The following is a 21,044-nucleotide window of genomic DNA, read 5'->3' on the forward strand; positions in this document are numbered from 1 at the left end:
CGGCGCGACGCCGCTCCCACGGGCGTGCCTCCTGTCCGAAGCACTCAAGGGCGCCTGCCCCCTGCCCCCACCCGCAAACCCGGAGAGCTTTTCCGCCGTCGCGCAGGGTGACTTCCGCCGCCTTCTCTTGTCCGCGTCGACCGCCTCGGTTCTATGCGCGACGCGGGCCGGGGATCGTCGCTCAAGCAGGTCTTCAAGGCGAAGGTGCGGGGGTTCCCGCCGGGGCGGGAGAGGAAGTGACCGTCGCGGCGGGGGCCGGAACGGCGGCCGGTTCACGCCGGTCGGCGTCGTCCTGCGGGAGCAGCAGCTCCTCATAACGGCCCAGCACCAGCAGGACTCCGAGCATGAGCACCGGGATGAGCACGGCGAGCAACGCCATGGCGTGTCCTTCCCCAGGGAGGTGTGGGGGGGACGGTCCGGGTCTCCCGCGGGGCGTGGCGCAAACCAGTGCGGACGGCGGCGATCGGGTCGGCTGAACCTGTGTCGCCCTCCGGTGTTCGGGTACGCGGTGCGGGCCCCCGAACGTCTGGAGGGAGACATGCAGCGAGGCAGCGACCGGCTGAGCGTCCACCGGGACGACGAGATGAAACACGAACTGCAGGGTCTGCTCAGGTCAGGGCACCCCACGCGCAGTGAGGAGTGGCACGACCCGGAGCCGGCCGCCGAGGACGACCCCGAGGTCGCCCACGGGCCGGTGACGCCGAGCCGTGCGCCGACGTCACTGGAGTCGACGCGGCTGGAACTGGCCCGGATCCTGGGCCGCAAGGCGTTCCCCGCGAGTCCGCGGGAGCTGGCCCGCGAGCTGCGCGGCCACCAGGCGCCCGACGCCCTCGTCGAGGCCCTGGAGGGGCTGCCGCGCCAGGAGCGCTACGGCAATGTCCAGGAGCTGGCCCAGGCCCTCGTCCGGGCCCGTGAGACCGGTCCGGAGGAGTACGCGTAGGGACCCCGGTGGGGGCACCGCGGCCTGCCGCGGTGCCCCCACCGGCTTGGAAACGGAGGGAAGGCCCGAGTGATGGCCGAGTACGTCAAGGACGTGATGACAGCGGGTGTGGTGGCCGTGCGCCCGGACGCCTCGCTCGTCGAGGCGGCGCAGCTGATGCGGACGCAGAACATCGGCGACGTGGTGGTGGCCGAGGGGCAGGACGTGATCGGCGTGCTCACCGACCGCGACATCACCGTACGGGCCGTCGCGGACGGCGCCGACCCCATGACGGTCAGCGCGCAGACCGTGTGCACCAGGAATCCGGTGACGGTGACGCCGGACGACCGGGTGGCGACCGCGGTGGAGCTGATGCGCGAGCACGCGGTACGCCGGCTGCCGGTGGTGGAGCACGGGCTGCCGGTCGGGATCGTGAGCCTGGGCGACGTGGCCGAGGCCGAGGACCCCGCGTCGGCACTCGCCGACATCAGCCGGGCCGCCCCGGACGCCCGGGGCGATGCGTGAGCCCGGACCGGGCCGAGCGGATCAGCGCCACGGGCGACACGAAGAACGAGAACCACGAGAACCACGAGAACCACGCAGGTAGCGACGCGGCGCGCCGGATCGCGCCGCCCGCTCCGGGAAAGGACGTCGACATCATGCGTATCGCGTTTCTGGTCGCGCCCGAGGGCGTCGAGCAGGTCGAGCTGACCGATCCGTGGCAGGCCGCGAAGGACGCCGGTCACGAGCCCGTGCTGGTGTCCACGCAAGCGGGCGAGATCCAGGCCTTCAACCACCTCGACAAGGCGGACACGTTCCCCGTGGACGAGGTCGTGGGCGACGCCGCACCGGACTCGTTCGGTGCCCTCGTGCTGCCGGGCGGTGTCGCCAACCCGGACTTCCTGCGGATGGACGGCAAGGCGGTCGCGTTCGTCAGGGACTTCTTCGAGCACGGCCGTCCCGTGGCGGCGATCTGCCACGCGCCGTGGACGCTGGTCGAAGCGGACGTCGTACGCGGCCGGGAGCTCACCTCCTGGCCGAGCCTGCAGACGGACATCCGCAACGCGGGCGGCACCTGGGTGGACCAGCAGGTGCAGGTCTGTGACCACGGGGCGAACAAGCTGGTCACCAGTCGCAAGCCGGACGATCTGAAGGCCTTCTGTGAGACCTTCCTGGACGTTTTCGCGCAGGAGGCCGCCTGATGGCGTCCCCCGCCGACCGCAAGGAGGCACAGCGCGAGGCGTCCCGGGCCGACGATCCCGCCGCCGGTCCGCTCACCACCGACCAGGGCGTCGAGGTGGACCACACCGACGACTCCCTGGCGGTGGGCGAACGCGGACCGACGCTGATGGAGGACTTCCACTTCCGGGAGAAACTCACCCGGTTCGACCACGAGCGGATCCCGGAACGGGTGGTGCACGCGCGGGGCGCGGGCGCGTACGGGTACTTCGAACCGTACGAGTCGTGCGCGGAGTTCACCCGCGCGGCGTTTCTCCAGGATCCGTCCGTGCGGACACCCGTCTTCGTGCGGTTCTCCACCGTGCAGGGCCCGAAGGGCTCGGCGGACACCGTGCGGGACGTGCGCGGCTTCGCCACCAAGTTCTACACGTCGGAGGGCAACTACGACCTGGTGGGGAACAACTTCCCGGTCTTCTTCATCCAGGACGGCATCAAGTTCCCGGACTTCGTGCACGCGGTGAAGCCGGAGCCGCACAACGACATTCCGACGGGCGCCTCCGCGCACGACACGCTCTGGGACTTCGTGTCGCTCCAGCCCGAGACGCTGCACGCGATCATGTGGCTGATGTCGGACCGGGCGATCCCGCGCAGTTACCGCATGATGCAGGGCTTCGGCGTGCACACCTTCCGGTTCGTGAACGCCGAGGGCCGCGGCACGTTCGTGAAGTTCCACTGGAAGCCGAGGCTGGGCGTGCACTCGCTGGTGTGGGACGAGGCGCAGGAGTGCCAGGGCCGGGACCCCGACTTCAACCGGCGCGATCTGTGGGACGCGATCGAGACGGGCGATTACCCCGAGTGGGAGCTGGGCGTGCAACTCGTCGCGGAGGAGGACGAGTTCGCCTTCGACTTCGACCTGCTCGACCCGACGAAGATCATCCCGGAGGAGCAGGTGCCGGTGCGGCCGATCGGCCGGATGGTGCTGGACCGCAACCCGGAGAACTTCTTCGCGGAGACCGAGCAGGTGGCCTTCCACACGGCCAACGTGGTGCCCGGCATCGACTTCACCAACGATCCGCTGCTCCAGGCCCGCAACTTCTCCTACCTGGACACCCAGCTGATCCGGCTCGGCGGGCCGAACTTCTCGCAACTGCCGGTGAACCGTCCGGTCGCGCCGGTGCGCAACAACCAGCGCGACGGCTACCACCAGAGCGCGATCCACTCGGGGACGAACTACTCCCCGAACTCGCTCGGCGGGGGTTGTCCGGCCCACGCGGGCGCGGGCGGAAGCGCCTACACCCACCACGCCGAGCGCGTGGACGGCCACAAGATCCGGCGCCGCAGTCCCAGCTTCCAGGACCACTACAGCCAGACCGCGATGTTCTGGAACAGCATGACGGACTGGGAGCGGCAGCACATCGTGGAGGCGTTCCGGTTCGAGCTCGGCAAGGTCGGGGCGCTGACCGTGCGGGCCCGGACGGTGGAGCACCTGGCCAAGGTCGACGGCGAGCTGGCGGCGCGGGTGGCGCGGGGCGTCGGGGTACCGGAGCCGTCCGGTGCGCGGACTCCGTCCGAGAAGACCTCTCCCGCGCTCAGTCTCGAGTCGCTGCGCGGGGACGGTTCGATCCGGACCCGGCAGATCGCCGTGCTCGTCACCGACGGGGTGGACGCCGAGCAGGTGACCTCCGTGCGGGAGCGGCTGGCCGCCGAGGGGGCGAACGTCGAGGCGCTGGCCGCCGCGGACGGCACGATCACCGGGGCCGACGGTGAGACGTACGCCGTCGACCGTGCGCTGCCGACCGTGGCGTCCGTGCTGTACGACGCCGTGCTGCTGCCCGGCGGGCCCGTCGGGACCCCGCCGACGGCGGCCGACCCGGACATGCTGCGGTTCGTGCGGGACGCCTACCGGCACGGCAAGCCGGTGGGAGCGCTCGGTTCGGGTGTCGGGATCCTGGCGGCGCTGGAGCCCGAGGGGCTCGGTCTGTCGACGGAGTTCCAGCGGGTCGTCGCGGACCGGGGCGTCGTGACGGACACGTCGCCGGGCCCGGCGAGCGAGGAGTTCCGGGACGCGTTCGTGGCGGCGGTCGCGGGGCATCGCCACTGGGAGAGGCCGCCGATGCGGCGCTGAGCCGCGGGCTCGGGCCGGTGGTGGTCTCCGGTCCGGTCCGCGCGTGAGTGCCGGCGCTGTTCCCGGTCGTTTCCTTCGAGGGGCTCAGGTGCCGGGGGTCGTGGGAGTCGTCGACTCCCCGCTCCCCCGCTCCCGGGCCCCTTCGCGTGTGCGGCCCGCGGCCACCGGGCGGCTCGGGTTGCGGCGCAGGTACTCGCCCTCGAGCTGCGCCATGCGCTCGTTGTGGGCGCGCAGCGCGTCGTTCGAGCCGTAGAGCAGTGTGTCGTGGCGCGTGCGGTGGATGGTCTCCAGCTCTTTCATGAGCTGCTGGTCGTCCAGCCGGTCAGGATGCACTCCGGTCATCGTCTCGCCCCGCTCGTCGTGTTCGTCTCTGCGGTCCGGGTACCCGCCCCCGGAGCAACTGAGCACTACCCCCGAGCGGCATCCGGGAGGAACCATGGATCTCGCCTTTCTGCACCCACTGTACGAACACCCCGGGCCTTGGGCCTCCGTGTACGTGGACACCTCACGGCACACGGAGGGCACTGCCCACGAGCGGGAGCTGACCGCCCAGGCGATGGCCGGGCAGCTGGCCGAACAGGGAGCGGACGAGGCGACGTGTCAGGCGGTGCGCAGCGCGATCGAGGATCTGAAGCATTCCTCGGAGCCGCACGGCCGGGCCCTCTTCGCCCGCGCCGGCGAGGTCGTCCTCGACCCGCCGCTGGTCCGTCCCCCGCAGGGCGGTGACTGGGCCGAATGGGCGCCGCTGCCGCGGGTGGCGCCGCTGCTGGAGCTGGCCGGGGAGGACCCGGTGTGCGTGGTGGCGTACGTCGACCGCAAGGGCGCGGACTTCGAGCTGCGCAACGCGCTGGGCCGGGAGGACGCCGGGAGCGTCACCGGGCGGCAGTGGCCGGTGCACCGGACGAGCTCCGCGGACTGGTCCGAGCGGCATTTCCAGCTGCGAGTGGAGAACACCTGGGAGCACAACGCCGCGGAGATCGCCGACGCGCTCGCGGTGTGCCAGGAGGAGACCAAGGCCGACCTGCTGATTCTCGTCGGCGACGACCGGGAGCGGCGGTCCGTGCACGAGCGGCTGCCCAAGCGGCTGCACGACCTGGTGGTGGAGGCGCCGCACGGCGCGGGCAGCCGGCTGCTCGACGAGGACGTGGAGCGGGCCCGGGCCGAGCACGTGGGGCGGCAGGCCGAGGCGGAACTGGAGCGCTTCCGCGCCGCCCGCACCGCGGACGACGAGGGCCGGGCCGGAGCCGTCGAAGGCGTGCCGGCGCTGGTCGAGGCGGCTCGGGAGCACCGCATCGACGAGCTGCTGGTCAGGGTGGACGGGCCCGACGCGCACCGCGAGGTGTGGATCGGGGAGGACCCCGACCAGCTCGCGGTGCGCCGCACGGACCTGAAGGTTCTCGGCGAGCAGCACTCGTGGTCGGCCCGGGCCGACGACGCGCTGATCCGCTCCGCGGTGGCCACGGACGCGCCGGCGCTGGCTGTTTCCCAGGAGGAGGTGCCGGTGGGGGGCCTCGGGGCGTTGTTGCGCTGGAAGTGAGCGAGTCGTTCTGCACCCGGCCGCCGTTCGCGTGATTCCCGTAGCGCGTGTGCGGGTGCGTGGTGGCTGGTCGCGCAGTTCCCCGCGCCCGCTAGGGCCGCGGTCCCCCCGGGCCGCGGCCCTAGCGGGCCCGTTCCACCCTGCGTTCGTCCCAGACCGGGTCCGGGGTCTCCCGGACCCGGCCGTCGCTGCCGAAGACCAGGAAGCGGTCGAAGGAGCGGGCGAACCAGCGGTCGTGGGTGACCGCGAGGACCGTGCCGTCGAAGGCCTCCAGGCCCTCCTGGAGGGCCTCGGCGGACTCCAGGTCCAGGTTGTCGGTCGGCTCGTCCAGCAGCAGCGCCGTCACGCCCTGGAGCTCGAGCAGCAGGATCTGGAAGCGCGCCTGCTGGCCTCCGGAGAGACGCTCGAACGTCTGCTCCGCCTGCTGGGTGAGTTCGTAGCGGCGCAGCCGCGAGGACGCGGCGCCGCGGTCCTGTGCGTGTTCCTTCCACAGGATGTCGAGGAGCGTGCGGCCCTCCAGCTCCGGGTGTGCGTGCGTCTGCGCGAAGTGGCCGGGGACGACCCGGGCACCCAGCTTCCAGTCCCCCGTGTGCGCCACGTCATCACCGGCGAGCAGGCGCAGGAAGTGGGACTTGCCGGAGCCGTTGGAGCCGAGGACGGCGACGCGTTCGCCGTAGAAGACCTCCAGGTCGAAGGGCTTCATCAGGCCGGTGAGCTCCAGGTTCGCGCAGGTGACCGCCCGGATGCCGGTCCGGCCGCCCTTGATGCGCATCCTGATGTCCTGCTCGCGCGGCGGCTCCGGCGGCGGGCCGGCCTCCTCGAACTTGCGCAGCCGGGTCTGCGCGGCCGCGTAGCGGGAGGCCATCTCGTGGCTGACCGCGGCGGCCTGACGCAGGGTCAGCACCAGCTTCTTCAGCTGCGCGTGCTTCTCGTCCCAGCGCCTGCGCAACTCCTCGAAGCGGGCGAAGCGCTCGCGCCGGGCCTCGTGGAAGGTGGCGAAACCACCGCCGTGCACCCAGGCGTCGGCCCCGGCCGGACCGGGTTCCAGGGAGATGATCCGCTGGGCCGCGCGGGCGAGGAGTTCACGGTCGTGGGAGACGAACAGAACCGTCTTGCGGGTCTCCTTCAGCCGCTCCTCCAGCCACCGCTTGCCCGGGACGTCGAGATAGTTGTCGGGCTCGTCGAGGAGCAGCACCTCGTCCGTGCCGCGCAGCAGCGCCTCCAGGACGAGCCGCTTCTGCTCGCCGCCGGAGAGGGTGCGGACCTCCCGGAACTGCGCCTTGTCGTACGGCACCCCGAGCGCGGCCGTCGTGCACATGTCCCACAGCGTCTCGGCCTCGTAGCCGCGGGCCTCGGCCCAGTCGGCGAGGGCCTGCGCGTACGCCAGCTGAGCGGCCTCGTCGTCGACGGTCATGATGGCGTGCTCGGCCTTGTCGACGGCCTTCGCCGCCTCCCGGATGCGGGGCGTGGCGACGGACACGAGCAGGTCCCGCACGGTGGTCTCGTCGCGTACGGACCCCACGAACTGCCGCATGACGCCGAGCCCGCCGCCGACGGTCACGGAGCCGCCGTGCGGCCTGAGCTCCCCGGCGAGCATCCGCAGCATGGTGGTCTTCCCGGCGCCGTTGGGTCCGACGAGGGCCACGACGGCCCCCTCCCCCACCCGGAACGAGACATCACCCAGCAGCGCCCTTCCATCGGGCAGGTAGTACTCCAGGTGCGCGGCTTCGAGATGTCCCATGGGCGCGATTCTCCGCGGGCCCGGGCCTGCGGGGCAAACGGGTTTCGACGCCGGGGGTGCCGGTCAGACCCGTTCCAGCGGCCGGTGCGGCTCGCTCGGAAGCTCCACCTCGATCGGGTCGCCAGGGCGCACCACGCCCCCCTCCCGCACCACGCTCATGATCCCCGCCTTGCGCACGATGTTCCCCGCCTCGTCGCGTCCGACGACCTGCTTGAGCAGCCCGTCCTGGAAATGATCGATCTGCAGACAGGGGTTGCGCAGTCCGGTGACCTCCAGGACCGCGCCACCGCCGATGCGCAGCAGCGTGCCGGCCGGCAGTCCGAGCAGGTCGATGCCCCGGGTGGTGATGTTCTCGCCGAGTTCGCCGGGCGCCACCTCGAACCCGTCCTCGCGGATCTCCGCGAAGAGTTCCTCGTGCATGAGGTGGACCTGGCGCAGGTTCGGCTGGGTGGGGTCCTGCGCGATGCGTGAGCGGTGCTTGACCGTCACCCCGGCATGCACGTCTCCCTCCACCCCGAGCCCCCTGAGCAGCGTGATGCTCTCCCGGTTCGGCTTGGTGAAGGAGTACTCCCCGTTGCTGCTGACGGCCGTCACGTGCGCGTTCATCTCTCGGTACCCCCTGTGTCGCCGATGGTGATCAGCCCCGAGCCTGCCCCCGTGGGTGCCGATGTGTCCAGCCTCCTTGAACTGACACACAGTCAGTCCACATAGCAGGATTCAGGTCTCAGCATGCGACCAACCTGCGTAGGGTGATCTCCAGCCGACTCGACCGGAAGGGGTGGGATCCGCCATGCCGGAACCCCGGGACACCGCCGTCTACACCCACGGGCACCACGAATCCGTACTGCGCTCGCACACCTGGCGGACCGCCGCCAACTCGGCCGCGTACCTGGTGCCTTCGCTCAGGCCCCACATGAAGATCCTCGACATCGGCTGCGGGCCCGGCACGATCACGGCCGACCTGGCGGAACTCGTACCCGACGGGCGGGTCACCGGCGTCGACCGGGTCCCGGAGATCCTGGACCGGGCACGCGCCACGGCGGCCGGGCGGGGTCTGGCGAACATCGACTTCGCGGTCGCCGACGTACACGCACTGGACTACCCGGACGACACGTTCTGCGTGGTCCACGCCCACCAGGTGCTCCAGCACGTGGGTGACCCGGTGCGGGCGCTGTGCGAGATGAAGCGGGTCGTCCGGCCCGGCGGGATCATCGCCGCACGGGACGCGGACTACGCGGCCATGACCTGGTATCCGGCCTCCGGGGGACTCGACGCCTGGCTGGACCTCTACCGCCGGGTCGCCCGGGCCAACGGCGGCGAGCCCGACGCCGGACGCCGGCTGAAGGCATGGGCGCGGCAGGCCGGGTTCACGGACATCACAGCGAGCTCCGGCACCTGGACCTTCGCCACGCCCGAGGAGCGGGCCTGGTGGAGCGGGCTGTGGGCGGACCGCACGCTGGCGTCGGAGTACGCGGACCGGGCCCGGCTGGGCGGCCACGCAGACGACGGGGAACTGCGGGCGGTGGCCGAAGCGTGGCGGGAGTGGGGCACCCGGGAAGACGGGTGGTTCAGCGTGCTGCACGGGGAAATTCTCTGCCGGAAGGAAGCCTGAAACACCGTTTCAGGGACACCCTGAAAGCAGGAGGTTCGATTATGGTTCCCATCCTGCTGGTGCTGCTTCTGGCTTTGGTTCTGTTCGGCGCCGGATTTGCAGTAAAGATTCTCTGGTGGATCGCACTCGCGGTTCTCGTCCTGTGGCTGCTGGGATTCTTCGTCCGCGGCACGTCGGCAGCCGGCGGCAGGGGCCGTTGGTACAGGTGGTGAATGAGCAGCCGTCTCCCCGGTGCCCGGTCAGGGCCCGGGGAGACGGCTGCGGGAGTCAGTCCCGCGGAAGCAGCGGTCCGAGCGGCCCGAGGTCCAGGTTGAGGTCCTCGGGCCGCAGTCCGTACCGCTCGCGCAGTTCGGTCATCCGCTCGTCGAGCAGCATGAGCGTGAGCCCGATCCGCTCCTCCTGCTCCTCGCTCAGGTCCCCCACGTCGAACCGGCGCAGCGCCTGGCGCTCCATGAGCTGGCGCAACAGCTCCACCACCGTCAGCACGAGTTTGACCAGGTCACGCTCGACGGTGTCGGGCTCCAGATCCATGTGGTTCGAGCGCGGCCGGGGGTTTTCCGAGGCGGTCACAGCAACTCCTCGAACGGTGAGGGCACCTGGGCGTTCACCGAGCTGATGAGCGCGTTGAGGTCGATACGGACGAGATCGACGTCGGCGATGCGCAGGGTGATGTCCCCCGTGATCACGACGCCGCCGGCGAGCAGCCGGTCGAGCAGGTCCACGAGGGCGACCTCACGGCGTTCCACTACGGTCACGGATTCTCCCCGTCGCTCATGTGGTCTCCCCGGCGAACGAATAGGCCGCCCAGGGACCGGTGAGTTCGATACGCATTCCGGGCACCTCCCCCTTCGTGCGGTCCACCAGTTCCACGAATTCCTCGGAATGCGCACGCGGAACGAGATAGGCGGCGTTCAGGACGTTCCGCCCGGTCGCCTTGGAAAGAGCCGGATTCTGCGGGGGGTGCATCCGGGAATCCTCCGCAAAGGCGGAGAGCTCCTCGTGCAGCCGGGTCGAGAAAGCCTCGGCCTTTTGCCACATTTCCTCGTGGGACCTGGTCTGCGTGCGCCGCTGCCGCAGGTAGTCCCGTCCCGAGGCCGGCTTCTGCGGGGGCCGGGCGCTCTCCTGCGGTTCGGACTCGGCGTAGACCTTGACGCCCCATTCCACCCGGCCTTCCAGCCGGTCCAGGGTGCGCTGGAAGTCCTCCTCGCGGGCCTCCATCATCATCCGCACGCCGCTGTCGTCGTGGAAGACGGTGCCGAGACGCAGCGGCAGCGGGGTGGTGACGGTGGTGAGCGCGTCGATGACGCCCTGGTGGGCGCGGGCGGTCTCGGTGAGCCAGTCCAGGTCCTCCAGATGGCGCCGGAGCGGCTCCTCGGCGAAGTCCCGCTCCGGCACGTGACTCACCACGGCCACCAGGCCGTGGTGAGTCAGTGCTCTGGGTGGATCACCCGCGACCCCGGTCAGCTGGGCCTGGAGGGGTGTGCCGAAGGGGCGGCAGACGGCGTAGACGTACCGCAGTCCGGTCACGGTGCCTCCTTCTTCTCCGCGCGACCCGGCTCCAGTTCCTCCAACCGGGCCAGCCTCTCGCGCAACTCGGCGTTCTCACGGGTCAGTTCGTCACGGCGAGCCCGTGAGCTCAGCGCCGGGTCGGTCTCCCACCAGTCGATGCCCATCTCCTTCGCCTTGTCGACCGAGGCGACGATCAACCGCAGTTTGATGGTGAGGAGTTCGATGTCGAGCAGATTGATCCGGATGTCGCCCGCAATGACGATGCCCTTGTCCAGCACCCGTTCCAGGATGTCGGCGAGGTTGGCACTGCTTCCCTGACCATAGGGCTCGGGCATCCTGCTGGGCGTCGTCATCGCCGGCTCCCCGCCTCGACTTCCTCGTCCTCGTCCTCGTACTCGTCGTCCTCGTACTCGCCCTCGGGCTCTTCCTCCTCCTCGGGCTCTTCCCCGTCCTCCTCGTCGTACTCGGCCTCGGAGTCGTCCTCGTACTCGCCCTCGGGCTCCTCCTCGCCCTCCTCTTCGTCCTCGTACTCGTCCTCGGCGTCCTCGTTCTCGGGGCGCTCCTCCTCGGAGCCCTCCTCGGACTCCTCCTCCTCGAGGGCGTCCTCATGGCTGCGGACGACCTCGCCGTCGCGGATCTCGCCGCGCCAGCCGTCCTCCGCCTCGCCCTTGATCGTGATGAAGCGGACGAAGTTCTTGAGGTCGAGCCGGGCCCGGCGGCCCTGGGCACGCCAGATGTTGCCGGTCTTCTCGAAGAAACCGGAGGGGTAGTACTCGATGACGAGCAGAACACGGGTGAGGTTGTCGGTGAGCCGATGGAAGGAGACGACGCCCTTCGTGGTGCCCTTGGCCCCCTCGGAGGTCCAGGCGATGCGGTCGTCGGGGATCTGCTCGGTCGTCTTCGCCTTCCAGCTGCGGTTGGACCACCAGATCTTCGCCTGCCAGTCGGAGTGGGTGTCGTCGTCGCGGCTCGCGCTCTTGACGCCCTTCGCGAAGGTGCTGAAGTCCTGGTACTTCGTCCACTGGTCGTAGGCGGTGCGCAACGGCACACCGACGTCGATGTGCTCGATGATGACCGTGGGCTTGTTGCCCGAACGGCCCTTGCCCTTCTTGCCCTTGCCGCCGCCGCCCAGGTTCTTCACGGCACCGGTGACCTTGTCCTTGAGGTGCGAGCCACCCATCTCCAGTGCGGAGCGCAGCGGCCCCTTGCCCTCGGCGATCTTGCGACCGCCGTCGAGGGCGAGTTTGGCGAAGCCGGGGCTGTTGCCCTCGGCGATGTCGTTCAGCTTGCCGGTGGTCTCGCCGAGCTTGCGGCCGACACCGGTCAGCATGCGGGTGGCCTGAGCGGCGAGGTACTCCTGCAACTCGGCCTTGAGCCGGTCTGCGGCCTCGCTGTGGGCCAGGTCGCTGAGCGGGTTCTTCGCAGCTCCGTTGGCGGCGGACTTCGCCGAGCCGATGGTGTCGCTCATCCCTCACCGCCTCCCTTCGGCAGACGGGACCGGGCGCTGCCGCCCCTGCTCCCGGAGGTCGCCTTCTTGGCGGCCGTGGTCTTCTTGGCCGCCGCCTTCTTCGCGGGCGCCTTCTTCGCGGCGGCCTTCTTGGCGGGGGCCTTCTTCGCGGTCTTCTTGGCCGTCTTCTTCGCGGACGGCCGCTCCGCCGGGGCCTTCTTCGCCGCCGGCTCCGACTCCTCGTCCTCCTGCGACCCGGAGTCCTCTGAGTCCTCTGAGTCCTCGTCCCGAGGCTCTCCGGACTCGTCCGCCTCGTCGTCCTCGGGCTCCTCGTCCTCGTACTCGTCGTCCGCCTCGTCGTCCTCGCGGCCGCCGGGCACCGCACCCGTCAGCTGGTCGCGCATCTGGGCGGTCCGGCCGTGCAGCCGGTCGGACAGGGCGTCGAACTGCCGCTCGACCATGGCGCCGGAGGCCGCCTTGCCCACACCGCGCAGATCCTCGCGCAACTGGTCCCCGATCTCCTTGAACTGCGGGTTGTTCCGCAGCTGCTGCTGGAGAAGCTCCGCGACCATGCGCGGACTCAGATTCAGCTTCTTCCCGGCGACCAGGCCGCCGACGGCGACCGCCATCTTCAGCTTCTTGGTGCGTCCCAGGAGATATCCGGCCCCCACCGCGAGGCCCAGTCCCATTCGGTTCATTGTGATGTCCCGTTGCCTGTTCCCGCGCTCCTGCGCGAAGCGATCTCCAGCCGGTCGAGGAGTTCGTCCTCGAGGCGGTCGAACTCCTCTTCCGTGATCTCTCCGGCCTCCAGCTGCTCCTCCAAGCGGCCCAGCTCGGCGCGTACCGTGGCGGGGTCGTAGTAGATCCGCTCCGCCTCCTGGAGTACCTGTCTGATGGCCCAGGCGCTGCCGCGTGCCGGTGCGAGCGGCAGCAGCAGCACCTCCGAGATCAGGCCCACGTCGTCACCCCACTCCGGTGTCCGTGCCACTCACCGCGGTGCCCGCGGGCTCGGCCGGGCCGGGCTCGACGAAGCTGTACGGCGGCAGCGGTCCGTTGACCCGCACCTCCAGGTGCGGCATGTCCTTGCGGAGCTGCTCGACCGCGGCCAGGAACGCATCGGCCGACTCCCGGTTCACCAGGAACGACACGTTCGCCAGCCAGCCCGTCGACTCGGGGCCCGTGCTCACGTCGTCGGCGGCCGGCTCCAAAGCCCGCTGCACCGCGGCGCCGTCGTCGGCCTCCTTGGCCTTGACCGCGGCGGCGACCAGCTCGCCGAGCCTGATCTTGTCGTCGTAGCTGCCGCCGCCCGCCTGCCGGTTGGCCTCCGCGAGCCCGCGGATGTCGGGGCTCTCGGCCATGACCTGGTGCAGGACGGCTTCTTCGACGTGATTGGCCTTGACGTTGTACTCGACCCGGTTGTCCAGGGCCTGCAGCCGCTCCTTGTAGTGCTCGGCGCGCTCGGCGAGCACCCCCGTGATGGAGTTGTCGTCCGGGGCGACGCTGCCGAACCGCATGGGCAGCACACAGCCGCCCGCACCGGCCTCGCTGAGCACGTTCTGGTGGGCGAGCAGATCCTTGCGCTTGGGCCGCAGCCCCTCGGGCGCCTCACTGACGACGGCCGCCAGGTCACCCGCCCGCAGGATGCGCACTTCGCGGGGCGGGTCGCCGACGCCGCCCATGCCCTCGGGCAGGGCGGGGTGCGAACTCGCGGCGATGCCGTAGACGTAGGTGCTCACTCCTGCTCCTCCTTACGGCGGGACGAGGTGCTCTTACGGGCGCGCGGACGGGACTCACCCTGGCGCTCGGAGCCTTCGTCACGCGCCTGCTTGAAGGCGTCGGATATCGTCTCGGCGGCGCCGGACAGCGCCCCCTTCGACTTGCCGCGGGCGCCGGACTCGGTCATCTCGCCGACCAGGTCGGGCAGGCCCGGATCCTTGCGCGGCCCGGCCTCCAGGTCGAGTCGGTTGCACGCCTCGGCGAAGCGCAGATAGGTGTCGACGCTGGCGACGACGACGCGTACGTCAATCTTGAGGATCTCGATGCCGACCAGGGACACACGGACGAACGCGTCGATCACGAGCCCCCTGTCCAGAACGAGTTCGAGCACGTCGTAGAGACCGCTGCTGCCGCCTCCGCCGCCGGACTGCTGTGCCGGTACGACAGTCATGCCGGATGTTCCTCCTCGTGTGTGGGTGTGGGTCCGGTCGGGCGGCCTAGTGGCCGCCGGACCTGCGCGCGTCGGACCGGCCGCGTTCGTAGCGGCGGACGCGCCGGTAACCCGTGAGCTGCCCCTCTGTGTCGAGCTCCACCTGGTAGCTCGCCATCAGGCTCATCGTGTCGGGCACGCGCTCGAGTTCGAGGACCTCGACCTCCAGCGCCCAGCCCTCCTCCGTCTGCTCGAAGGACGACACGGACTCGGCTTCCATGCCGGTGAGCTCCGCGAGCTGGCCGCGCGCTTGGCGCAGCACCTCCATGGGCTTCGGCCGGCTTTCGGCCTTCTGGTTGTCGTTCGTCCTGCCCGAATCCTGTGAGTCTTGGGACTTCTGTGAACCCTGTGACTCTTGCGTGTTTTTTGTGTTCGACATGGCCACCTCCCCCTCCGTGTGGCCGCAAGAGTGTTCGCCAAACCTCTACAGGCGCATGCATCTGACACCCACCGGGAGATCGCCAGGGATCCTCAGCCGCGCAGGGCGTCCAGCCGCCGCCGGGCCGGCCCGAGCGCCCGGCCTCGGTTCAGCAGGCCTGACCAGGGGTCGGTGCGGGCCTGCTCGACGGCGTCGGCGACGGTCCAGCGGCGGGCATGCAGCTCGGGGTCGTCCAGCTGGTCCCAGGTGATGGGGGTGGCCACCGGCGCGCCCGGGCGGGGCCGGACCGTGTAGGGCGCGACGGCTGTCTGGGCATAGGCGTTGCGCTGGATGTCGAGGTAGAGCCGCTCGCCGCGCTCCTTCTTGCGGGCCGCGGTGGTGAGCCGGTCGGGGTGCGCGCCGACGAGGGTGTCGGCGACGTCCCGGGCGAAGGCGCGCACCTCGTCGAAGTCGTGCCGGCCGTTCAGCGGCACGATGACGTGCAGCCCGCGCGAGCCGGTGGTCATCAGGGCCGAGGGCAGGTGCAACTCGTCCAGCAGCTCTCCGAGGAGCCGGGCGGCCTCGCGCACATCCTCGAAATCGTCACCCGACGGGTCCAGGTCGAACACCAGCCGGTCGGGGTGGTCGACGGCGTCGGCGCGGGACAGCCAGCGGTGCAGGGTGACGCTCGCCTGGTCGGCCAGGTAGACGAGGGTGGCGGTGTCGTCGCAGACGGCGTGCCGGACGGTGCCGCCCTCCTTGGCCACCTCGACCCGGGGGATCCACTCCGGGTAGTGCTCCGGAGTGTTCTTCTGCATGAACGTCGGGCCGTCGATACCGTCCGGGTGCCGTTCCAGCATCAGCGGGCGGCCGCGCAGGTGCGGCAGCATGAAGGGCGCGACGGCCCGGTGGTAGTCGGCCAGATCGCCCTTGGTGTACTCCTTGGCGTCGCCGCCGCCGGGGAAGAGCACCTTGTCCGGCCGGTGCACCTCCACCGTGCGGCGGCCCGCCCGCACCCTGCGTGTGCCCTCGCCGCCGCTCACCGCACGACCGCCTCCTCCACCAGCAGCCGCCCGGCCGCCGCGATGGACTCCGCGTCGATGCCCGAGGCGCGCAGCTGCTCCTCCGGGGAGGCCGAGCCCGGCATGCTCCGTACGCCGAGCCGCACCAGCCGCGGTACGGGGCGTCCGTCGGTGAAGGCGTCGAGGACCGCGTCCCCGAGGCCGCCCTCGGGGTGGTGGTCCTCCACGGTCACCAGGCAGCCGGTCTCCTCGGCGGCCCGGTGCAGGGTGGCCCGGTCGACGGGCTTCACGGAGTACAGGTCGATCACCCGCACCGCGATGCCCTCCTGCTCCAGGGCCTCGGCGGCGGCCAGCGCCTCGTGTACGGTGACGCCCGCCGCGACGAGGGTCAGCCGGTCCTGGCCGGAGGAGCGCAGCACCTTGCTGCCGCCGACCGGGAACTCCTCGTCGGGGGCGTAGATCACCGGGCTCTCGCCGCGCGAGGTGCGCAGATAGCGGACGCCCTCCAGGCCGGCCATCGCACCGACCAGCCGTGCGGTTTGGTTGGCGTCGCAGGGGTACAGCACGGTCGAGCCGTGCACCGCCCGCATCATCGCCAGGTCCTCCAGGCCCATCTGGCTGGGTCCGTCCTGGCCGATGGCGACGCCCGCGTGCGAGCCGACGAGGTTGATGCCGGAGCCGCTGACGGACGCCATCCGGATGAAGTCGTACGCGCGACTGAGGAAGGCCGCGAAGGTGGCGGCGTACGGCACCCAGCCACGGGACGCGAGCCCGACCGCCGAGGCCACGAGCTGCTGCTCGGCGATGTAGCACTCGAAGTAGCGGTCGGGGTGCTCCTTGGCGAAGAACTCGGCGCGTGTGGAGTCGCCGACCTCGCCGTCCAGGGCGACGATGTCGCCGCGGCCGGTGCCGAGGGCGGCGAGCGCCTCGCCGAAGGCGTTGCGGGTGGCGATCTCCTCGCCCTTGTCCCACTTCGGGAGTTCGAAGTTCCCGGTGTGGACGGAGTGCAGCATGCGGGCGGCGGGCGGCTCCTGCACCCTGACGCGGATGTCGCGGGGGCCGCCGAGTTCGGTGATCGCCTCCTCGGCCTCCGGGAGCGGCTTGCCGTGCAGGCCCTCGCGGTCCTGGACGCCCTCGACGCCCTTGCCCTTGAGCGTGCGGGCGAGGATGGCGGTGGGCTGGCCCTTGGTGGAGGCGGCCTCGGCGTAGGCCCGGTCGACGGCGTCCACGTCGTGGCCGTCGACCTCGATGGTGTGCCAGTCGAATGCCTGGAAACGCCGGGCGTAGGCGTCCAGGTCGTGGCCGTGCCGGGTGGGGCCGCGCTGGCCCAGCCGGTTGACGTCGACGATCACGGTGAGGTTGTCCAGGTGCTCGTACCCGGCGTGCTCGGCGGCCTCCCACACGGATCCCTCGGCCAGTTCGCTGTCGCCGCACAGCACCCAGGTGCGGTAGCCGGTGCGGTCGAGCCGCTTGCCGGCCAGCGCGATGCCGACCCCGACGGGCAGGCCCTGCCCGAGCGAGCCGGTGGCCGTCTCGACCCACGGCAGGCGCTGCGGGGTGGGGTGCCCCTCGAGGCGGCTGCCCAGCTTGCGGAAGGTGAGCAGCTCTTCGTCGTCGATGGCGCCGGCCGCCTTGTACGCGGAGTACAGCAGCGGGGAGGCGTGGCCCTTGGAGAGGACGAAGCGGTCGTTGCCGGGGTGGGCGGGGCGGTCGAAGTCGTAGCGGAGGTGGTGCGCGAGCAGGACGGCCAACAGGTCGGCCGCGGACATCGAGGACGTCGGGTGCCCGGATCCCGCCGCGGCGGCGGCGCGGACACTGTCCACCCGCAGCTGCTGTCCGAGGTCGGTGAGTTCACCGGTGTTCATGAGTCTCCTTTCGTGGAGTCGTCCGGGTCGTCCGGGACGTCGGTTCGTTTGACGGGGCCGGGGGCGGGATGGGGGGCCGGCCGACCGGGCGGGGAACCGGTGTCGGGCGGGTGCACGGGGCCGGGCTGGTTCTTCGCGGGCTCACCGCCCGGCTGGTTCCTGGCGGGCTCGCCACCCGGCTGGTTCCTGGCCGGCTCGCCACCCGGCTGGTTCCTGGCCGGCTCGCCACCCGGCTGGTTCTTCGCGGGCTCGTCGGCAGCCCGGGCAGCCGCCGCGGTCCCCGCAGCCGGGCGCCCCTTCGCGGTCTCCGACTCGGACCGCAGCTCCCCGCGCCCCGAGCCGGAGGCGTCCGCAGCCGGGCGGCCCTTCGCCGTCTCGGGCTCGGACCTCGGCACCGCGGCCCCGGATCCGGGCCGTACCTGCGTCGCCCCGGATCCGGGCTGCCCCTTCGCGGGCTCATCGGGGGGCCGGTACCGGCCCGGTCCGCCGCCGGTGCCCCCGTCATCCGTGTCGGCCGCGAGCGCCGCCCCCGGCCCTGACCGGGCACTAGCCTCCTGCCGCCGCCCGGGCCCGCCCGGCACCCGGGCCACCTCGGGCGACGAGGTGTCCAGCGGCACGGACCAGGACCTCACGAGCCCCAACTGCACGGCCTGGCGCGGCAGTACGGCGTCCAGCAGCCAGTCCGCCGCGACCCGGACGCGGTTTCCGGGCATCGCGGCGAGATGGTAGCCCCGCGTCACCGCGCCCGCCGGTACGCCGGACAGGGGTACCCCGAGCGGATTGGCGGCGGCCTTCGCCCCGCCCAGGTCGACGACGAAGCCCAGGTCACGATGGCGGTAGGGCTTGCGCGCACCGCCGAGACCGAGCGAGGCGGCGACGTTCTCCGCCGCGATCTTGCCGTGCCGCCAGGCGTGCTGCGCGGTCATCGGCGTATAGCTCCCCGGGTTCTCCAGATCGGGTACCGCGGCCACGTCACCGCACGCGAACAACTCCGGCCGCCCCGGCACCCGCAGGTGCGGGTCGACCAGCAGCCGCCCCTTCTCCATGGGCAGCCCCAGGGACTCGACCAGCGGGTCGGGCCGTACCCCGACGCACCACACCAGCGTCCGGGTCGCGACGAACTCGCCGTCGGTCAGCACGACCCCGTCGTGCGTGGCCTCCTGCACGGAGGTTCCCATCCGCACGTCGACGCCCCGCTGCCGCAGCACCCGGTCGGCGGTGGCCGAGAGCTTCTCGTCCATCTCGGGCAGCACCCGCGGCGCCACGTCCAGCAGCATCCAGCGCGGCCGCATGCCCTGCCGCAGCGGATGCTTGCGCACCTGCGCGTCGGTGAACATCTGCCCGTGCGCGGCGACCTCCGTGCCCGTGTACCCGGCGCCGACCACCACGAAGGTGCACCGCGCGGCGCACGTCTCGGGTTCGTCGGAGGAGGCCGCGAGCTCCACCTGCCGGGTCACGTGGTCGCGCAGGTACAGCGCCTCGGGCAGCCCCCGGAAGCCGTGCGCGTGCTCGGCGACGCCGGGAATGGGCAGCAGCTTGTTGACACTGCCCGCGGCGAGCACCAGCCGGTCGTAGGCGAGGGTGCCGCCCTCCCCCTCGGGGCCGGTGTAGTGCAGCGTGCGGTCGTCGAGGTCGATGCGGTCGGCCTCGCCCAGCACCAGCCGTACGTCCGGCAGCGAGTCGGAGAGGGAGACCGTGACCCGTCGTGGCTCCAGGACACCGGCGGCGACCTGGGGCAGCAGGGGCAGGTACAGGAAGTAGTCGGTCGGGTTGAGCAGGGTGATGTGGGCCCGGCCCCGGGTGAGCCGGGACAGGGTGCGGGCCGTGCGGTACCCGGCGAAGCCGGCACCGACGATCAGGATGCGGGGTCGACTCACGGTCGCTCGCCTCCGGCGCTGTCGCGTAGCTCGGGAGCCTTCCGCGTCCCCCTGGCCAGGGCACCCAAACGTCGGCCAGGCGCCTGCTCACCAGCGCGCCGCCGGTTTCCGGTCCCCCGCTCGGGTACCCGGTGCGGGATACGGACCGCCGACGTCGCGGAGGCACTTCCCCATGCCCGAGTACGGATACTTCCTCTCGTGCGAGCAGTACGGACCCGCCGAGCTGATCGAGCAGGCGCGGATGGCCGAGCAGGCCGGGTTCCAGGCGCTGTGGATCTCCGACCACTACCACCCCTGGAACGACGAGCAGGGCCAGAGCCCGTTCGTGTGGTCGGTGATCGGCGCGCTGTCCGAGGCGGTGTCCCTGCCGATCGAGACGGCGGTGACCTGCCCGACCGTGCGTATGCACCCGGCGGTGGTGGCGCATGCCGCGGCGACCAGCGCGGTGATGACGAACAACCGCTTCCGGCTCGGCGTCGGCTCCGGTGAGGCGCTCAACGAGCACATCCTGGGCGACCACTGGCCCCCGGCGCACGTCCGGCTGGACATGCTGGAGGAGGCCATCCAGGTGATGCGCCGGCTGTTCAGCGGCGATGAGGTCAATCACCACGGGCCGCACTACACGGTCGAGAACGCCCGTCTGTACACCGTCCCGGACGAGCCGATCCCGATCGACATCTCCGGGTTCGGCCCCGCCGCGACCCAGCTCGCCTCCCGCGTCGGCGACGGCTACATCTCGGTCATGCCGGACGAGGCGATGGTGGAGCAGTACCGCAAGGGCGGAGGCGGCGGAAAACTGGTCAGTGGCGGCACCAAGGTCTGCTACGACACCGACAAGGACGAGGCCGTCCGGACCGTCCACCGGCTCTGGGCGAACGAGCAGCTGCCGGGCGAACTGGGCCAGGTGCTGCCCTCCCCCAAGCACTTCGAGCAGGCGCAGCAGCTCGTCACCGAGGACATGGTGCGGGAGAACCGGGTGTGCGGTGACGACGTGGACGAGCACGTGGCGGAGCTGAAGCAGTTCGCCGACGCGGGCTTCGACCGGGTCTATGTGAACCAGATCGGCCCGGACCTGCGCGGCTTCTTCGACTTCTACCGCACGAAGGTGCTGCCGCAGCTCCAGCAGGCTGTCTGACGCGGGGGTTCGGCTCGGCCGTCGTCTAGAGTCGCCCGCATGTCTGTTCGTTTACGTATGCGTCACGCCCTGCCGGAAGCGATGCGGGCCCGGGACAAGGCCGCGGTGAGTGCCCTGCGTGGCACGCTGGCCGCGCTGGACAACGCCGAGGCGGTGCCCGTGGACGGCTCCGTGCCCCGGGCGGCTGCGCTGGAGGCCTCGCCGGTCGGGGCCGGGGCCACGGAGGCGGCCCGGCGCGAGCTGAGCGAGCGCGAGATGGTGGCTCTGGTACGCGCCGAGGCCGCCGAACGTCTCGAGGCGGCGGCCCACTTGACCGCCCCCGCCCACGCGGATCGTGCCGAACGGCTGCGGGCGGAGGCGGCCGTGCTGCTGCGGTTCCTCGACCCCGGGGACGGAGCGGAGGGCGCGTAGCGGGCGCTAGGTCGTGTCCGCAAAGTGGCGGCGTCGTTGGTCTGTTCGTGGTGCGTCGTCATGAGCTGACTGATGAATCGTGGGCGGTGATCGAGCCGTTG

The 21,044-nt window shown here is 71.3% G+C and carries 26 protein-coding genes; 9 read left to right on the top strand and 17 right to left on the bottom strand.

Features of this window, described 5'->3' with window-relative positions; translation table 11 throughout:
* Positions 1 to 193: 193 nt before the first annotated feature.
* Entirely contained in the window at positions 194 to 379 is a 186-nt protein-coding gene (locus ABTX60_RS40175) for a hypothetical protein (protein WP_352101743.1), read from the bottom strand.
* 159 nt (positions 380 to 538) lie between these two features.
* Between ABTX60_RS40175 and ABTX60_RS40180 the strand changes: the two genes are divergently transcribed.
* From ABTX60_RS40180 to ABTX60_RS40195, 4 genes are all read left to right on the top strand, one after another.
* Positions 539 to 940, top strand: coding sequence for a DUF2795 domain-containing protein (locus ABTX60_RS40180; RefSeq protein ID WP_352101744.1), 402 nt, complete (start codon positions 539 to 541; stop codon positions 938 to 940).
* Positions 941 to 1,012: 72 nt separating this feature from the next.
* Entirely contained in the window at positions 1,013 to 1,444 is a 432-nt protein-coding gene (locus ABTX60_RS40185) for a CBS domain-containing protein (RefSeq protein ID WP_352101745.1), read from the top strand.
* Positions 1,445 to 1,578: 134 nt separating this feature from the next.
* Positions 1,579 to 2,121: a type 1 glutamine amidotransferase domain-containing protein gene (locus ABTX60_RS40190; protein ID WP_352101761.1), complete on the top strand. Its 543-nt coding sequence runs from the start codon at positions 1,579 to 1,581 to the stop codon at positions 2,119 to 2,121.
* On the top strand, positions 2,121 to 4,223 hold the full coding sequence (locus ABTX60_RS40195) for a catalase (protein WP_352101746.1): 2,103 nt from the start codon (positions 2,121 to 2,123) through the stop codon (positions 4,221 to 4,223). The genes ABTX60_RS40190 and ABTX60_RS40195 overlap by 1 nt, the downstream gene beginning before the upstream one ends.
* 84 nt (positions 4,224 to 4,307) lie before the next feature.
* Here ABTX60_RS40195 and ABTX60_RS40200 read toward each other — a convergent pair whose 3' ends face one another.
* Positions 4,308 to 4,565 carry a DUF6158 family protein gene (locus tag ABTX60_RS40200; protein WP_352101747.1) on the bottom strand — a complete coding sequence of 86 codons (258 nt, stop codon included), beginning with the start codon at positions 4,563 to 4,565 and terminating at the stop codon, positions 4,308 to 4,310.
* A gap of 94 nt (positions 4,566 to 4,659) precedes the next feature.
* On the opposite strand from ABTX60_RS40200, the gene ABTX60_RS40205 reads away from it, so the two are divergent.
* Complete coding sequence (locus ABTX60_RS40205; protein ID WP_352101748.1) at positions 4,660 to 5,760, top strand: baeRF2 domain-containing protein; 1,101 nt, start codon at positions 4,660 to 4,662, stop codon at positions 5,758 to 5,760.
* 121 nt (positions 5,761 to 5,881) lie between these two features.
* On the opposite strand, the gene ABTX60_RS40210 is transcribed toward ABTX60_RS40205, so the two are convergent.
* Both ABTX60_RS40210 and ABTX60_RS40215 read right to left on the bottom strand, forming a co-directional pair.
* Entirely contained in the window at positions 5,882 to 7,501 is a 1,620-nt protein-coding gene (locus tag ABTX60_RS40210; protein ID WP_352101749.1) for an ABC-F family ATP-binding cassette domain-containing protein, read from the bottom strand.
* 63 nt (positions 7,502 to 7,564) lie between these two features.
* Positions 7,565 to 8,107 carry an MOSC domain-containing protein gene (locus ABTX60_RS40215; RefSeq protein ID WP_352101750.1) on the bottom strand — a complete coding sequence of 181 codons (543 nt, stop codon included), beginning with the start codon at positions 8,105 to 8,107 and terminating at the stop codon, positions 7,565 to 7,567.
* A gap of 184 nt (positions 8,108 to 8,291) precedes the next feature.
* Here ABTX60_RS40215 and ABTX60_RS40220 point away from each other — a divergent pair, with 184 nt between their 5' ends.
* Together ABTX60_RS40220 and ABTX60_RS40225 are read left to right on the top strand one after the other, a co-directional pair.
* Positions 8,292 to 9,113, top strand: a complete 822-nt coding sequence (locus ABTX60_RS40220; protein WP_352101751.1) for a methyltransferase domain-containing protein — start codon at positions 8,292 to 8,294, stop codon at positions 9,111 to 9,113.
* A 41-nt stretch (positions 9,114 to 9,154) separates the two neighbouring features.
* Positions 9,155 to 9,325 carry a hypothetical protein gene (locus ABTX60_RS40225; protein WP_031136400.1) on the top strand — a complete coding sequence of 57 codons (171 nt, stop codon included), beginning with the start codon at positions 9,155 to 9,157 and terminating at the stop codon, positions 9,323 to 9,325.
* Between the two features lie 55 nt (positions 9,326 to 9,380).
* Here ABTX60_RS40225 and ABTX60_RS40230 read toward each other — a convergent pair whose 3' ends face one another.
* The 13 genes from ABTX60_RS40230 to ABTX60_RS40290 all read right to left on the bottom strand — a co-directional run bounded on the left by ABTX60_RS40230 (position 9,381) and on the right by ABTX60_RS40290 (position 19,397).
* The gene (locus ABTX60_RS40230) at positions 9,381 to 9,644 is read right to left on the bottom strand and encodes a gas vesicle protein K (protein WP_031108664.1); all 264 of its coding nucleotides are present in this window, start codon (positions 9,642 to 9,644) and stop codon (positions 9,381 to 9,383) included.
* A 35-nt stretch (positions 9,645 to 9,679) separates the two neighbouring features.
* The gene (locus ABTX60_RS40235) at positions 9,680 to 9,868 is read right to left on the bottom strand and encodes a gas vesicle protein (protein WP_003994122.1); all 189 of its coding nucleotides are present in this window, start codon (positions 9,866 to 9,868) and stop codon (positions 9,680 to 9,682) included.
* A gap of 16 nt (positions 9,869 to 9,884) precedes the next feature.
* The gene (locus ABTX60_RS40240; RefSeq protein ID WP_352101752.1) at positions 9,885 to 10,640 is read right to left on the bottom strand and encodes a GvpL/GvpF family gas vesicle protein; all 756 of its coding nucleotides are present in this window, start codon (positions 10,638 to 10,640) and stop codon (positions 9,885 to 9,887) included.
* A complete protein-coding gene (locus ABTX60_RS40245) occupies positions 10,637 to 10,975 on the bottom strand; it encodes a gas vesicle protein (protein WP_053673813.1) in 339 nt (112 codons plus the stop codon). Before ABTX60_RS40245 ends, ABTX60_RS40240 begins: the two co-directional genes overlap by 4 nt.
* The gene (locus tag ABTX60_RS40250) at positions 10,972 to 12,090 is read right to left on the bottom strand and encodes an SRPBCC family protein (RefSeq protein ID WP_352101753.1); all 1,119 of its coding nucleotides are present in this window, start codon (positions 12,088 to 12,090) and stop codon (positions 10,972 to 10,974) included. The genes ABTX60_RS40245 and ABTX60_RS40250 overlap by 4 nt, the downstream gene beginning before the upstream one ends.
* A complete protein-coding gene (locus tag ABTX60_RS40255) occupies positions 12,087 to 12,767 on the bottom strand; it encodes a DNA primase (RefSeq protein WP_352101754.1) in 681 nt (226 codons plus the stop codon). Before ABTX60_RS40255 ends, ABTX60_RS40250 begins: the two co-directional genes overlap by 4 nt.
* Entirely contained in the window at positions 12,764 to 13,027 is a 264-nt protein-coding gene (locus ABTX60_RS40260) for a gas vesicle protein GvpG (RefSeq protein ID WP_053673810.1), read from the bottom strand. Before ABTX60_RS40260 ends, ABTX60_RS40255 begins: the two co-directional genes overlap by 4 nt.
* Before the next feature lie 4 nt (positions 13,028 to 13,031).
* Positions 13,032 to 13,805, bottom strand: coding sequence for a GvpL/GvpF family gas vesicle protein (locus ABTX60_RS40265; RefSeq protein WP_352101755.1), 774 nt, complete (start codon positions 13,803 to 13,805; stop codon positions 13,032 to 13,034).
* On the bottom strand, positions 13,802 to 14,236 hold the full coding sequence (locus ABTX60_RS40270) for a gas vesicle structural protein GvpA (RefSeq protein WP_104780933.1): 435 nt from the start codon (positions 14,234 to 14,236) through the stop codon (positions 13,802 to 13,804). The genes ABTX60_RS40265 and ABTX60_RS40270 overlap by 4 nt, the downstream gene beginning before the upstream one ends.
* Positions 14,237 to 14,282: 46 nt before the next feature.
* Positions 14,283 to 14,654, bottom strand: a complete 372-nt coding sequence (locus ABTX60_RS40275) for a gas vesicle protein GvpO (RefSeq protein WP_352101756.1) — start codon at positions 14,652 to 14,654, stop codon at positions 14,283 to 14,285.
* 92 nt (positions 14,655 to 14,746) lie between these two features.
* Entirely contained in the window at positions 14,747 to 15,676 is a 930-nt protein-coding gene (gene ligD / locus ABTX60_RS40280; RefSeq protein WP_352101757.1) for a non-homologous end-joining DNA ligase, read from the bottom strand.
* Complete coding sequence (locus ABTX60_RS40285; protein WP_352101758.1) at positions 15,673 to 17,520, bottom strand: transketolase; 1,848 nt, start codon at positions 17,518 to 17,520, stop codon at positions 15,673 to 15,675. The genes ligD and ABTX60_RS40285 overlap by 4 nt, the downstream gene beginning before the upstream one ends.
* Positions 17,517 to 19,397 (bottom strand): NAD(P)/FAD-dependent oxidoreductase, encoded by a 1,881-nt coding sequence (locus ABTX60_RS40290; RefSeq protein WP_502992488.1) that lies wholly within the window; start codon positions 19,395 to 19,397, stop codon positions 17,517 to 17,519. Before ABTX60_RS40290 ends, ABTX60_RS40285 begins: the two co-directional genes overlap by 4 nt.
* Positions 19,398 to 19,569: 172 nt before the next feature.
* On the opposite strand from ABTX60_RS40290, the gene ABTX60_RS40295 reads away from it, so the two are divergent.
* Positions 19,570 to 20,532 carry a TIGR03557 family F420-dependent LLM class oxidoreductase gene (locus ABTX60_RS40295; RefSeq protein ID WP_352101759.1) on the top strand — a complete coding sequence of 321 codons (963 nt, stop codon included), beginning with the start codon at positions 19,570 to 19,572 and terminating at the stop codon, positions 20,530 to 20,532.
* A gap of 81 nt (positions 20,533 to 20,613) precedes the next feature.
* Entirely contained in the window at positions 20,614 to 20,943 is a 330-nt protein-coding gene (locus ABTX60_RS40300; protein WP_352101763.1) for a hypothetical protein, read from the top strand.
* The last annotated feature ends 101 nt before the right edge of the window (positions 20,944 to 21,044 follow it).

This window comes from Streptomyces sp. NPDC126510 (assembly GCF_040302345.1).
Lineage (GTDB): Bacteria > Actinomycetota > Actinomycetes > Streptomycetales > Streptomycetaceae > Streptomyces.